Source organism: Streptomyces sp. NPDC014733 (genome assembly GCF_043083385.1).
Taxonomy (GTDB): Bacteria; Actinomycetota; Actinomycetes; order Streptomycetales; family Streptomycetaceae; genus Streptomyces.
On the sequence record NZ_JBIBYO010000005.1, the window covers coordinates 1 to 13,257 of the forward strand.

The 13,257-nt window shown below is 72.8% G+C and carries 13 protein-coding genes; 5 read left to right on the plus strand and 8 right to left on the minus strand.

Annotation, left to right across the window (positions count from 1 at the left end; all coding sequences use genetic code 11):
* The first annotated feature begins 461 nt into the window (after positions 1-461).
* The 3 genes from ACF1BH_RS13750 to era all read left to right on the plus strand — a co-directional run bounded on the left by ACF1BH_RS13750 (position 462) and on the right by era (position 2,563).
* Complete coding sequence (locus ACF1BH_RS13750) at positions 462-1,073, plus strand: AAA family ATPase (RefSeq protein WP_391642668.1); 612 nt, start codon at positions 462-464, stop codon at positions 1,071-1,073.
* On the plus strand, positions 1,070-1,435 hold the full coding sequence (locus ACF1BH_RS13755; protein ID WP_391642669.1) for a cytidine deaminase: 366 nt from the start codon (positions 1,070-1,072) through the stop codon (positions 1,433-1,435). The genes ACF1BH_RS13750 and ACF1BH_RS13755 overlap by 4 nt, the downstream gene beginning before the upstream one ends.
* Positions 1,436-1,624: 189 nt before the next feature.
* Positions 1,625-2,563, plus strand: a complete 939-nt coding sequence (gene era, locus ACF1BH_RS13760) for a GTPase Era (protein ID WP_030286952.1) — start codon at positions 1,625-1,627, stop codon at positions 2,561-2,563.
* Positions 2,564-2,818: 255 nt separating this feature from the next.
* Here era and ACF1BH_RS13765 read toward each other — a convergent pair whose 3' ends face one another.
* Positions 2,819-3,085 (minus strand): protealysin inhibitor emfourin, encoded by a 267-nt coding sequence (locus ACF1BH_RS13765; RefSeq protein ID WP_391642670.1) that lies wholly within the window; start codon positions 3,083-3,085, stop codon positions 2,819-2,821.
* Between the two features lie 47 nt (positions 3,086-3,132).
* Positions 3,133-4,209 (minus strand): M4 family metallopeptidase, encoded by a 1,077-nt coding sequence (locus ACF1BH_RS13770; protein ID WP_391642671.1) that lies wholly within the window; start codon positions 4,207-4,209, stop codon positions 3,133-3,135.
* Positions 4,210-4,554: 345 nt separating this feature from the next.
* Between ACF1BH_RS13770 and leuA the strand changes: the two genes are divergently transcribed.
* Both leuA and ACF1BH_RS13780 read left to right on the plus strand, forming a co-directional pair.
* Positions 4,555-6,333: a 2-isopropylmalate synthase gene (gene leuA, locus ACF1BH_RS13775; protein WP_391642672.1), complete on the plus strand. Its 1,779-nt coding sequence runs from the start codon at positions 4,555-4,557 to the stop codon at positions 6,331-6,333.
* A gap of 261 nt (positions 6,334-6,594) precedes the next feature.
* Positions 6,595-7,302 (plus strand): TerB family tellurite resistance protein, encoded by a 708-nt coding sequence (locus ACF1BH_RS13780; RefSeq protein WP_391642673.1) that lies wholly within the window; start codon positions 6,595-6,597, stop codon positions 7,300-7,302.
* A 77-nt stretch (positions 7,303-7,379) separates the two neighbouring features.
* On the opposite strand, the gene ACF1BH_RS13785 is transcribed toward ACF1BH_RS13780, so the two are convergent.
* Genes ACF1BH_RS13785 through ACF1BH_RS13810 form a run of 6 tightly spaced genes read right to left on the minus strand, consistent with a single transcriptional unit; the run spans position 7,380 to position 12,803 of the window.
* Positions 7,380-8,597, minus strand: a complete 1,218-nt coding sequence (locus ACF1BH_RS13785; RefSeq protein ID WP_391642674.1) for a cytochrome P450 — start codon at positions 8,595-8,597, stop codon at positions 7,380-7,382.
* Entirely contained in the window at positions 8,522-9,940 is a 1,419-nt protein-coding gene (locus ACF1BH_RS13790) for a cytochrome P450 (protein ID WP_391642675.1), read from the minus strand. The genes ACF1BH_RS13785 and ACF1BH_RS13790 overlap by 76 nt, the downstream gene beginning before the upstream one ends.
* Positions 9,937-10,515, minus strand: a complete 579-nt coding sequence (locus tag ACF1BH_RS13795) for an ATP/GTP-binding protein (RefSeq protein ID WP_391643058.1) — start codon at positions 10,513-10,515, stop codon at positions 9,937-9,939. The genes ACF1BH_RS13790 and ACF1BH_RS13795 overlap by 4 nt, the downstream gene beginning before the upstream one ends.
* A 28-nt stretch (positions 10,516-10,543) precedes the next feature.
* Positions 10,544-10,903, minus strand: coding sequence for a DUF742 domain-containing protein (locus ACF1BH_RS13800; RefSeq protein WP_030286933.1), 360 nt, complete (start codon positions 10,901-10,903; stop codon positions 10,544-10,546).
* On the minus strand, positions 10,900-11,328 hold the full coding sequence (locus ACF1BH_RS13805; RefSeq protein ID WP_391642676.1) for a roadblock/LC7 domain-containing protein: 429 nt from the start codon (positions 11,326-11,328) through the stop codon (positions 10,900-10,902). The genes ACF1BH_RS13800 and ACF1BH_RS13805 overlap by 4 nt, the downstream gene beginning before the upstream one ends.
* Positions 11,325-12,803: an ATP-binding protein gene (locus tag ACF1BH_RS13810; RefSeq protein ID WP_391642677.1), complete on the minus strand. Its 1,479-nt coding sequence runs from the start codon at positions 12,801-12,803 to the stop codon at positions 11,325-11,327. The genes ACF1BH_RS13805 and ACF1BH_RS13810 overlap by 4 nt, the downstream gene beginning before the upstream one ends.
* Positions 12,804-13,257: the final 454 nt, after the last annotated feature.

Here is a 13,257-nt window from a genome sequence, read left to right on the forward strand (position 1 = left end):
GTGGTGTTTCGGACGTAAAGCGGAGCAGTCCGAAACACCACCCCCGCCCCCACCACCGCCTCGTGTCACGGGGGCGGTTTCCCGTCGTCTGCCGGCGCTTTCCCTGGTGGTGCGTCTGCCGTCCCCTCCCGGCCCGTTCCACCCCGTGCGAAGCTGGGCCCGACACGGCGTGCGGGCAAGGGGGATCCGACATCACCAGCGGGACGGGCGAGCAGCGGACGGGCGGAGGACCGGTCCACCCGGTGCAGCGGACCGGGGGAACACGCGGTGGTGCGGCCCCCGAGGGCCCTGGCCGAGGGGGTGGCGAGCCGTCCCGTGGAGGGTCCGGTGAGATCTCCGGCGCCGGCCCGGATGGGGCTCCCGGCCACGGCTCCGACGAAGCCCGCCCCCGTGGCCTGCTGGACCTCCGGGCCGCAGAGACCGTCCCCGGTCTCCTCCGCTATCCGCCCGGTGCCGTCGTCGTGGTCGCGGGGCTGCCGGGCAGCGGCAAGAGCACCCTGCTGGGACGCTGGTCGGACGGGCCCGGGGCGCCCGCGGTGATCGATCCGCGCGCGGTGCACGTCGCCTGTGAGGCGGTGATGCCGCACTGGCTGCCGTACCCGGTCTACCGGCCGTGGGCGCGCTGGCGGCTGCTGCGGGAGGTGGTGGCCGCGCTGCGCGGGGACGGTCCGGTGCTGGTCCACGACTGCGGGAGCCGGGTCTGGCTGCGCCGGCTGCTGGCGCGCGGCGCCGCCCGCCACGGCCGGACGCTGCACCTGGTCCTGCTGGACGTCGGCGCCGCCACCGCGCTCTCCGGGCAGCGCGCCCGCGCCCGCCGGGTGCGCCGCCGTGTCTTCGCCCGCCACTGCCGCGGCCTGGACCGGCTGCTGCGCTCCCTGGACCGCCCCGCCGACGCCGCCGCGGAGCTGCCGGACACGCTCGCCGAGCTGACCTCGCTGGTGGTGCTGGACGCCGGTACCCGGGAGCGGGTGGCGGCCGTCCGTTTCGACGCCGTACCGCAGCGGGACGGCCGGGAGGCGCTTCCGCCCCGCGGGACCGCCGGGCCCGGCCCCCGCATATGCTCGGCCGTATGAGCGAAGCCGCACCGCTGGACCCCGAAGACCGCAAGATCATCACGCTCGCGCGCTCGGCGCGGGCCCGCAACGGCGTGCCCGAGGGTGCCGCCGTACGCGACGAGACCGGCCGCACCTACGTCGCCGGGACCGTCGCCCTGGACTCGCTGAAGCTCAGTGCGCTGCAGACCGCCGTGGCGATGGCCGTCGCCAGCGGCGCGCGGTCCCTGGAGGCCGCCGCCGTGGTCACCGACGCGGAGCACGCCGCCGACGCGGACCGCGCGGCCGTCGCCGACCTGGGCGGCCCGGACACCCCGGTGCTCGTGGCGGGCCCCGACGGCACCCTGCGGGTCACCGTCCCGGCGGGCGACGTCCGGGCCTGAGCCCCGGCGGGCGGCGTCCGCTCCTCCTGCGCCCGGCGCGGCCGTCCGGGCCGGAGCGCAGCGCCGCCGCACGCCGTCTCCGCGGACGCCGTCCGGCACGCCGGGCCCGGCGCCGCCGGTCGGGCGTCCGGCTGCCGCCGGGGCGACCGGTGGTCGGTCGGGCCGCGCGGATCGGGGACAATGGGCGCCATGAGCGCTCGTACAGACTCCTCCGCCCCGCACCGCGCGGGCTTCGCCTGCTTCGTCGGCCGCCCCAACGCGGGCAAGTCCACCCTGACGAACGCTCTGGTCGGCACGAAGGTGGCCATCACCTCCAACCGTCCGCAGACCACCCGCCACACCGTCCGCGGCATCGTGCACCGCCCTGAGGCGCAGCTGGTGCTCGTCGACACCCCGGGGCTCCACAAGCCGCGCACCCTGCTCGGTGAGCGGCTCAACGACGTGGTCCGCACCACCTGGGCCGAGGTCGACGTGATCGGCTTCTGCCTCCCCGCCGACCAGAAGCTCGGCCCCGGCGACCGCTACATCGCCTCCGAGCTGGCCGGTATCAAGAAGACCCCGAAGATCGCCGTCGTCACCAAGACGGACCTGGTGGACTCCAAGACGCTCGCCGCGCAGCTGCTCGCGGTCGACCGGCTCGGCAAGGAGCTGGGCATCGAGTGGGCCGAGATCGTGCCGGTCTCCGCCGTCGGCGACGCGCAGGTGGGCCTGCTCGCCGATCTGCTGGTGCCGCTGCTGCCGGAGAGCCCGCCGCTCTACCCCGAGGGCGACCTCACCGACGAGCCCGAGCAGGTCATGGTCGCCGAGCTGATCCGCGAGGCGGCGCTGGAGGGCGTCCGAGACGAGCTGCCGCACTCGATCGCCGTGGTCGTCGAGGAGATGCTGCCGCGCGAGGGCCGGCCCGCGGAGAAGCCGCTGCTGGACATCCACGCCAACGTCTACATCGAGCGTCCCAGCCAGAAGGGCATCATCATCGGCCCCAAGGGCAAGCGCCTGAAGGAGGTCGGGACCAAGTCGCGCAAGCACATCGAGGCGCTGCTCGGTACGCCCGTCTTCCTCGATCTGCACGTCAAGGTCGCCAAGGACTGGCAGCGCGACCCGAAGCAGCTGCGCAAGCTGGGCTTCTAGCGCCGTACGCCGCCGGACCGGCCCGTGCCCGCGTCCGCAGGCGCGCGCCGGACCGGCGGCCCCGGGCGCTCATCCCCGCTGCGCCCGCCAGGCGTCGCGCAGCCGGCGGAAGGACGCCTTCGGGGTGCGGCGCTGCGTCGCGGCGTCAAGGTCCGCGCTCCGGGCTGTCCGGATCGGTCCGGGAACACGGGCGGAGGGCGGCGCGGCCCACCGGCCGCCACCGCCCTCCGCCCGTCAACTCCCTTGCGCGGTACGTCAGTCACCCTCCTTCAGCACCCGGCTGATCAGCGTGCGCTGCTCCTCGGTCAGGCGCGGGTCGGAGCAGTAGACGGTTCTGCCGTCCACGGTGATCTGGTAGCGGAAGCCGTCCGGCACGCCGATCGGGGGCTCGGTGTGCCCCTGGGCGAGGGACCGTTCGGCGAGGGTGTGCCAGGCGTCGGCGTCGGACCGCGCCGAGGTGTCGACCTCGGCGCGGCGCTCGATGCCCGCGAAGCCACCGGTGCGTCTGATGTGAATGTGCATGGGTGGCTCCTACCCGCCCGGGGCGCCGCAGACGTCCCGGCGCTGTGCTATTCGGCGGTGACGACACCGACCGTCGACCACGCCTTGACGACGGCCTCGTGCTCGGCGCCCGACGCCCCGAAGCGGGTCTTGGCCGCCTCGATGGTCAGCTTGGCGAAGTCGGCGAACTGGGCGGTCTTCGTCAGCTTCCCGCCGGTCAGCACGTCGTACCAGACCTGCCCGGCCTTCTCCCAGGCGTTGCCGCCGACCGCCGTGGCGAAGAGGTAGAAGGCGTGGTTGGTGATGCCGGAGTTGATGTGCACGCCGCCGTTGTCGTCCTGGGTGTCGACGAAGTCCGCCATCTTCGCCGGCTGCGGGTCCTTGCCGAGGGCCGGGTCGTCGTACGCGGTGCCCGGCGCCTTCATGGAGCGCAGCGCCGCGCCCTTGACGCCGGGGGCGAGGAGGTCGGCGCCGATCAGCCAGTCGGCCTGGTCGGCGCTCTGCTTGAGGGCGTACTGCTTGATCAGCGAGCCGAAGACGTCCGAGATGGACTCGTTGAGCGCGCCGGACTGGCCGTTGTAGTCGAGGCCCGCGGTGTACTGCGTGACGCCGTGGGTGAGTTCGTGGCCGATGACGTCGACCGGGATGGTGAAGTCCTTGAAGAGCTTGCCGTCGCCGTCGCCGAAGACCATCCGCTCGCCGTCCCAGAAGGCGTTGTCGTACTTCTCGCCGTAGTGGACGGTCGCGTTGAGCGGGAGGCCGGCGTCGTCGATGGAGTGGCGGCCGTAGACCTTGAGGTACAGCTCGAAGGTGGCGCCGAGCCCGGCGTGCGCGCGGTTGACCGAGGCGTCCTTGGAGGCGCTGTCGGTCTCGGAGTGCACCTTGGTGCCGGGCAGGTCCTGGCTGTGCCGGGCGTCGTAGATGGTGCGGTTCGGCTTGTCGGAGCCCTCGGCGCGGGCCGCGGCGGTGCGCAGCGTGCACTCGTGGCGCCGGGTGCGTAGGAACGCGTCGTGTTCGAGGGTGCGGCGGGCCGGCTCGTGGTGTTCAGGAGCGTCGGATTGTGCCAGCTTGTCGAGGAGGTGGGGCGGCACGATCGTGCAGAAAACGGGAGTGGCCGGGGTACCCGGCTTCGAGGTGACGTCCATACCGCAAATGTCGCATTGTGTGACGCCCGTGTCACTGCCCGCTCCTGGATTTCCCGAAAAGGTGTGGTGCAAAAACGTGTGCTTGATCGCATTCCGGCCATGCTGTCCAAGCAGTCCCGCATACTGATACGGGGCCGCAGGACTCGATCGGCTCGGTTAAGGTGCGAGGCATCATGCGTTTCGGGCTGCTTCTCCTTAGCTGCCGCGGCGAGGGCCTGTAGTCGTAGGCCGACCCCCTCCCCGCGGAGTTCGGTGCTGCGAGTGATCGCCCCGTCGGCCTTCCCCGGCTCCCGGACCAGCCCGGACCGGGGACTTCCGCGGACTGCACGAGGAGCCCCACGCACCATGTCGAACCCGTCGACCCCCGCCGAGAACGCCGTCGGCCGTCCCACCCCGATCACCAATGCCACGCAGATGCAGCGGCCTTCGGGCATGCCGGTCCACAAGTACGGCCGGTACGAAGCGGTGGAGATCCCCGACCGCACCTGGCCGGAAAAGCGCATCACCAAGGCGCCCCGCTGGCTCTCGACCGACCTGCGCGACGGCAACCAGGCGCTGATCGACCCGATGTCCCCGGCCCGTAAGCGGGAGATGTTCGATCTGCTGGTGCGGATGGGCTACAAGGAGATCGAGGTCGGCTTCCCCTCCTCCGGCGACACCGACTTCCAGTTCGTCCGCTCCATCATCGAAGAGGGCGCGATCCCCGAGGACGTGACGATCTCCGTCCTGACGCAGGCGCGCGAGGACCTGATCGAGAAGACCGTCGAGTCGCTGCGCGGCGCCCACCGCGCCACCGTCCACCTCTACAACGCCACCGCCCCCACCTTCCGCCGGGTCGTCTTCCGCGGCTCCAAGGAGGACATCAAGCAGATCGCGGTGGACGGCACCCGGCTGGTCATGGAGTACGCCGAGAAGATCCTGGGCGACGAGACGATCTTCGGTTACCAGTACAGCCCGGAGATCTTCACCGACACCGAGCTGGACTTCGCGCTGGAGGTCTGCGAGGCGGTCTGTGACGTCTGGCAGCCCGAGGAGGGCCGCGAGATCATCCTCAACCTGCCCGCCACCGTCGAGCGCTCCACCCCCTCGACCCACGCGGACCGCTTCGAGTGGATGTCGCGGAACCTGACCCGCCGCGAGTTCGTCTGCCTGTCGACCCACCCGCACAACGACCGCGGCACCGCCGTCGCCGCCGCCGAGCTGGCAGTGATGGCCGGCGCCGACCGCGTCGAGGGCTGCCTGTTCGGCCAGGGCGAGCGGACCGGCAACGTCGACCTGGTCACCCTGGGCATGAACCTCTTCTCGCAGGGCGTCGACCCGCAGATCGACTTCTCGCAGATCGACGAGATCCGCCGCACCTCCGAGTACTGCAACCAGATGGAGGTCCACCCGCGCCACCCCTACGCGGGCGACCTGGTCTACACCGCCTTCTCCGGCTCCCACCAGGACGCCATCAAGAAGGGCTTCGACGCCATGGAGGCCGACGCGGCCGCCCGGGGCAAGACCGTGGACGAGATCGAGTGGGCGGTGCCGTACCTGCCCATCGACCCGAAGGACGTCGGCCGTTCGTACGAGGCGGTCATCCGGGTCAACTCGCAGTCCGGCAAGGGCGGTATCGCGTACGTCCTGAAGAACGACCACAAGCTGGACCTGCCGCGCCGGATGCAGATCGAGTTCTCCCGCACCATCCAGGGGAAGACCGACGCCGAGGGCGGCGAGGTGACCCCGGCGGCGATCTGGTCCGTCTTCCAGGACGAGTACCTGCCCACCCCGGAGAACGCCTGGGGCCGGATCGCGCTGCGCTCCGCGCAGACCTCCACGACCAGCGAGGGCACCGACGCGCTGACCGTCGAGGCGGTCGTCGACGGCACCGACACCGTCCTGACCGGCACCGGCAACGGCCCGCTGGCCGCGTTCATCGACTCGCTGCACGCGATCGACGCGGACGTACGGGTTCTGGACTACGTCGAGCACACCATGAGCGAGGGCGCCGCGGCCCAGGCCGCCGCGTACGTCGAGTGCGCCATCGGCGACAAGGTCCTGTGGGGCGTCGGCATCGACGCGAACATCGTCCGCGCCTCCATCAAGGCCGTCGCCTCGGCGGTCAACCGCGCGGCCCGCTGACCGCCCGGGGCGCCGCCCCGGCCCCTCCGGTGCCCCGTCCGCCCGTACCCCGTGTACGCGGCGGGCGGGGCACCGCGCGTCAACCCGCCGCCCGCCGCCTCCCCCTGACGGTGCGCACCCTTCGTCATTCGGCCGTTGTCCGTCCGGGGTGCTGACGCCGCATCGTGGATGTGGCTAACATCACGTCGGTGCGGCGAAGGGGCCGAGAAGCAGACGTTCGGTGCCCTCATGGCTACGGGGGAGATACGGAGGTCTGACGCGATGGTCAAGCTGGGTGTGGTGGGCGTACGCACGTCCTGGCGGACCGTCGCCGACGGCGAGTTCTTCTGCCCCGACTGCGGCGGCGACCGCAACTACCGCCGCCGCACCGGCCGGCGCCGCCTCACCGTCCTCGGGCTCCCGCTGCTCTCCCGCGGCCAGGCCGGACCGGTCGTCGAATGTTCCGCCTGCCGTGGCCGGTTCGCCCCGGACGCCCTGGACCACCCGACCACCGTGCGGCTCTCCGCGATGCTGCGGGACGCGGTGCACACCGTCACCCTGGCGCTGCTGGCGGCCGGCGGCACCGCCTCGCGTGCGGTGCGGGAGACCGCGGTCACCACCGTCCGCGACGCCGGGTTCCCCGACTGCTGCGAGGACCAGCTGCTCACCCTCCTGGCCGCGCTCGCCGCCGACACCGGTGCGCTGAGCCCCGCCTTCGAGGCGCTGACCGGCGACGACGGCGCCTCACGCGGGCTCGACCCGTGCGGGACGGCCCTCGCCATCGAGCTGCACTCCTCCCTCGGCCCGCTCGCCCCGCACCTCGCCCCGGCGGGCCGTGAGGCGCTGCTGCTCCAGGCGGCCCGGATCGCCCTCGCCGACGGTGCGTACACCCCCGCCGAGCGGGAGGTGCTGGCCACCGTCGGCACCGCGCTGACGCTGGCGAACGCCGACACCGAACGCCTGCTGGCGGCGGCCCGCACCCCGTCCTGACCGTCCCGGGGACCACAACGGCCGTCGGCCCCGCAGCCCGTGGTGGGCGGCGGGGCCGACGGCCGTTCAGGCGCGGATCAGCTCAGGCGTACCGGCAGCTCGCGGAAGCCGCCGACGATGAAGCCGCCCGCGGGCTCCAGCTTCTCGGTGGGGACGGCGAACGCCAGGTCCGGGAAGCGGGCGAAGAGCGCGGGGAGGGCGATGCGGGCCTCCATCCGGGCCAGCGGGGATCCGAGGCAGTGGTGCACGCCGTGGCCGAAAGTGAGGTGCTCCGGGGCGGGGCGGCGGATGTCGAACGCGCCGGCGGTGGGGCCGTGGTGCGCCTCGTCCCGGCCGGTGGCGGCGATGGCCGCGAGGATCGGCTCGCCCTTGCGGATGGTCGGGCCGCCCGGGATCTCGATGTCCTCGACGGCGAAGCGGAGCGGCAGGTTGGCGACGCTGGGGGTCCAGCGCAGGGTCTCCTCGATGACGTCGTTCCAGCCCGCCTTCCCGTCGCGCACCAGCTGGAGCTGGTCGGGGTGGGTGAGCAGGTTGTGCACCGCGTTGCCGATGAGGTTGACGGTGGTCTCGTGGCCGGCGACGAGGACGAGCAGGAGCGTGTCGATCAGCTCCGCCTCGCTCATCTTCTGGCCGTCGTCGTCGCGGGCGGAGACCAGCAGGCTGGTGAGGTCCTCCGCGGGCTCCTTCCGCTTCAACGCGACGAGGTTGCCGAGCAGTTCATGCGTCGCCACCAGCGTGACCCCGGCCTCCTCGGGGTCGACGGTGGTCATGATGATCTCGGAGAGCCGGGCCAGCTCCACGCGGGTGTCGCCGTCCGGTATGCCGAACAGCTCGCAGATGACCTGCATCGGCAGCGGGTGCGCGAACCCGGCACGCAGATCGGTGGTGACGCCGGCGGGGAGCGCCGCGAGGTCGTCGAGGAGCGCGGTGGTGATGCGCTCGACGGACGGCAGCATCGCCTCGGTGCGGCGGACGGTGAACGCCGGGGCGATCAGCTTCCGCAGCCGCCGGTGGTCGGCGCCGTACGCGGTGAACATGTTGTTCACGCCGACCCAGGTCTGCAGCCAGGTCTCGTGGTACTCGCCCCGCTGCCAGGCGGGCCAGTGCTCACGGGCGTTCTTGGAGACGCGCGGGTCGGTCAGCAACTCCTTGAGCAGGGCGTGGCTGGTGATCGACCAGGCCGTGGGCCCGTCGGGCAGCTGGACCAGGGTGGCGGGGCCTAGTGCGCGGAGGCGTGCCGCCTCGCCGTGGATGTCGGCTCCGGTCGGGTCGATGGCGACGGGCTGCTGTCCCATGGTGTAGCTCCTGCCTGGTCGGGAGTGATCGGGGTGAAGCGGGCCGGAAGAGCCGCGAGAGCTCGTTGGAACCCGCCGGGCCGCCACGTCAACGCCTCCGCCGGAACGGCGAGTTCGATGTCGGAGAGCCAGGCGGTGAGACGTTCGATCGCGGTGGTCGCGATCACCAGGGCGTGCCGCTGGACGGGGCACATGTGCGGCCCCGCCGCCCATGCCAGATGGGCGCCGCTGCCGGACCGGTCGTCGAGCGCGACCGCGCCGAACTGCGTGTTGGCCGCCGCGTACGAGACCAGCACCAGCTGCCCCGCACGCACCCAGGTGCCGTGGAAGAACACGTCGCGGCGCGGGTAGTGGGCGGAGTAGTTGGCCATCGGGGGGTCGTTCCACAGCACCTCGTTGATGGCGTCCTGCGCGGTGAGCGCGCCGCCGGAGAGGGTGCTGTAGTAACGGTCGTCGGAGAGCATCCGCGACAGGGCGTTGCCGATGAGGTTGGACAGCGGTTCGTTGCCCGCGGCCAGCGTCACGACGATCTGCGCGATGACCTCCTCGTCGCTCAGCCCGTTGAGGTGGTCGAGGAACCACGAGGTGAGGTCGGCGCCCCGCTCGGCCTTCTTCCGGCCGACCAGCTCCATGATGTACGCGGTGAAGGCCGCGTCCGCGCTGGCCGCCTCCTCCGGCGTCGCCCCGTCCATCAGCCCGCCCACGGCGGCGATCAGCTGGTCGCCGTACTCCTCGGGCATCCCGAAGAGGTTGTTGAACATCAGCAGCGGCAGCCGCTGGGCGTACTCCGGCATCAGGTCCACGTCGCCGCGGGCGCCGAAGTTCCGGATGAGGCTGTCGGCGGCGTGCCGGACGCGGGCGCGCAGTTCGTGCGGTTCGACGAGCCGGAAGCTGTCGGTGATCACCTGGCGGTAGCGCCGGTGGGTGTCGCCGTCGGAGAACAGCGCGTTCGGCCGCCAGCCCAGCATCGGCAGCACCGCGGAGTCCGGCGGCACGGTCTGCTGCCAGCTGCGGGAGTCCTTCGACCAGGTGGTGTCGTCGTTGAGCAGGTCGAGGGCGGCGCGGTAGTCGGTGACCAGCATCGCGGTCACACCGGTGCCGATCTCGACGGGCGCCAGGGCGCCGTACTGCCGCAGATGGGCGTAGTAGCGGTGCGGGTCGGCCGCGAACTCCGGGTCGTACAGCCGCACCAGACCGCTCTGCTCGGCGGGGTCCGGCCCGGGGGCGCCGTGCGCGGGGCCCGGCGCGCGGCCGTCCTGCGGTCCGGCGGGGGCCGCGCCGCCGTGTGCGTGCGCGGGGCAGCCGGGCGGCGGGGCGGCGCCCGGTTCGTACGGGGAAGTCACGGGTTCTGGTTCTCCTGGGGCGTATGGGCCAGCACATGTCCGACGAGGGAGATCAGCGCGTCGACGGACTGGTCGCGGTCGCGGGCGTCGCAGAGCACCAGCGGCGTCTCGGGGTGCAGGTCGAGCGCGTCGCGGAGCTTCTCGGTGTCGTAGTGCGGCGCGTCCGGGAAGGTGTTGACCGCGACGGCGTACCGCAGCCCGGCCTCCTCGATGATGTCCATCACCTCGAAGGAGTCCGCCAGCCGGCGGGTGTCGGCCAGGACGAGGGCGCCCAGCGCACCGCGGGCGATGTCCGCCCACAGCGGACGGAACCTCTTCTGCCCCGGGGTGCCGAAGAGGTACAGCACCAGATCGCCGGGGAGGGTGAGCCGCCCGAAGTCGATGGCGACGGTCGTGGTGGTCTTCTCCCGCACCCCGGCGAGGTCGTCGACGAACGCGCCGGACTGCGTCATCACCTCTTCGGTGTGCAGCGGCTGCGTCTCGGACAGCGCGCGGATCAGCGTCGTCTTGCCGACGCCGAACGGCCCGGCGACCAGCAGCTTGACCAGCGTCTGGTCGGTGCCGGACAGGTACATCGAGCCGCCGCCGGTGGCGGGCGCGCCGCTAGGACTTGAGAGAGCGGAGTCCATCGAGAACCCTCTCCAGGATCTGCCGGTCGAATTGCTCGGCTTCGGGTATGGGGACACGGGCGTGCAGCCGCCCGGCGTCGACGAGATCGGCCACCAGGACCTTCACCACGCTGACGGGCAGCCGCAGATGGGCCGCCACCTCGGCCAGCGACAGCGCGCCGGGCCGCAGCAGCTCCAGGATCCGGCGCTCCTCCGGCCGCAGCTCGCTGGTGGGCGGCATGTCCACGCCGTGCAGCAGTGTCAGCCGGTCCAGCGTGTTGCGGCTGGGCCGGGCCCGCCCACCGGTGGCCAGATAGGCCGGCACCAGGCGCCTGCCGTTCTGCCGCGGGGTCATGCGGGGCTGCCGAGGTCCCGGGCCGGGCTGTTCATGACCTTGGCGCCCAGCGTCGACACCTGCACCTGCATGTGGTGGGCGACGATGCCCATGTTGACCTCCGGCGCGGCGAAGACCGCGAGGCAGGTGTTCTCCCCGGCGGGGATGGCGAAGACCCAGCCCTGCTCGGACTCGACGACGGTCTGCCGCAGCGTGGCGTCGCCCTGCTCGGCGAAGGCGGCGGTCACCGCCCGTCCGGCGCCCTGCAGCGCGGACATCATCGCGGCGACGCCCTCGGCCGCCTCGCGGGTCAGGCCGGGCGAGGAGCCCTCGATGAATCCGTCACCCGAGATGACGGCTGCGTGGATAACATGCGGCAGCTCCAGGAGAGGCGCCAGCACCCAGGACTTGTCCTCGGTGACACGGCGGCGGGTCGGGGTGTTCATGCGTGGGGATTCCCTTCGGGGGAGCGAGGGGGCTCCGGGCGGGCGGCGGCTGCCCGGCCGGACTCGGTGCCCTGCTGGAGCGCGGCCCAGCGGGAGGCGGTTTCTTCCGGCGTGCGGTCGGCGACCGGTTCACTGCGCGGCAGGCTCTGCTCGGGTTCGGCGGTCGGCCGGCGGCGGCGCCGGCGTGGCAGATCACCCTCGGCGCCCGGGGCGGCCCCGGGGTCGGGGTGCCCGGCCGGCGCGCCCGGCGCGGGCGCGTACGGCTCGGTGGCCGGTGCGGGGGCGTGCTGGGCGGGCGACTGCGGGGCGGCCACCGGCGCCGGGCTGGTGCCGCTGCCCGTCGCGGGGACGGAGCCGCCCGCCGGGGCGGCCGGACGGTGCGGCACGGGGGCCATGACGGACATCGGCTGACGGCTCTCGTCGAGGACGGTCAGAAGCGGGTCGCCCGGGATGTAGATCACCGCGCGGACACCGCCGTACGGCGACGACTCGACGTGCACCCCGAAGCCGTACTGGCGCACCAGCTGTCCGGCGGCGGCGAAACCGGCCCGCGGCGGGTCGCCCAGCTGGGTGAGCATGACCTCTCGCTCACCGGACATCAGCGTCATGGCGTGCTCGATCTCGTCGGCGTGCATACCGACGCCGTAGTCGTCGATGATCACCGAGGCGCCGCGGTTGCCCTGCTGGAGCGTGACGGTGACCGGCAGTTCCCGGTGCGAGTGGTGCAGCGCGTTGGCGAGCAGCTCGGTGACGGTGATCGCGATCGGCTCGACGGCACGGGCGACGACCGCGACCGGGTCCCGCAGCTGGTTGCTGACCTGCACCCGCTCGTAGCCGCGCAGCCGGGAGGTGGCGCCGACGACCAGTTCGGCGAGGTAGGAGTCCTCCCGCGTCAGGCCCGGCCAGGCGCCGCAGACGACACCGGTGGCCTGAATGCGCCGCAGCGCCTGCTCGTTGAGGAAGTCCGCGTGGAGCAGGTCCTGGGCGACCGACGGGTCGTCGTAGCGGTGCTGCATCTCCTGGAGCGCGGTCTGGAGGCGGTAGAGCAGCGCCTGGATGGTGGTGGTGGCGCCGCGCAGCGTGGCCTGGGCGGCGGCGTCGACCCGCAGCCGCTCCTTGGTGACCGCCTCGGAGATCTGGTCCAGCACCGCGGTGAGCGCGTGATCGGTCTCGGAGTCCGCGAACCGTCCGTCGAGGAGACCGCGGACGGGCACGTGCGGATGGGCCAGCGCCGTCGTCAGATCGGGGATGCGCGCACCGGCCAGATGCCGGATCTCCGCCTCGGTGGCCCGCAGCCGGGCGTTCAGCTCGGTGTTGCCGCGTACCGTCGCCGCGTGCTGTTCCTCGGCGGCGGCCAGGCGCCCGGCGAGGGCCTTGCCTTGCCGCTGGGCGCGGAACAGGCACGCGGCCAGCACCACGGCGGCGGCCGTTCCTGCACTGAGGCACCACAGCAGTGCCTCCGGTATGGATGTCATCGAGATCCTTGTTGGGGGAACGGGGCCGGTCGTCACGGTGTCGGCCGCACGGCGTCCACGGCACGGAAGAGCCGCGGACAGCCGTACGGGAAACCGGACCTGACGGGATGTTACCGGCGCGTCGGTTGCGGTAACGGGCCGTTCCCGGGGTGGTCGGAGAGGTGCGGAAGGTGTGCTGCGATCCCGTCGGCCGGGCGGGGAGCGGGCGGGGGTGCTCCCGGGCGGCGGTGGCACACGGAGGGCCGCCGCGCCGCCTCCGGCGGTTGCCGCAGGTGCCGCCGCCGCGGCTGCGGATGCCCCGCGGCGGGGTGTTCGAGCGGGCGGCGGTGCATTGCGTGCCTTCCTCCGACGCCGATGTGGCCAGGTCAGGGATGCCCGCGGCGAAAGCCGCGGCGACGAGAAGAGCGTAGGGGCCAGCCGCGCCCTTCACCAGGGATGGACGGGCGACGATCGC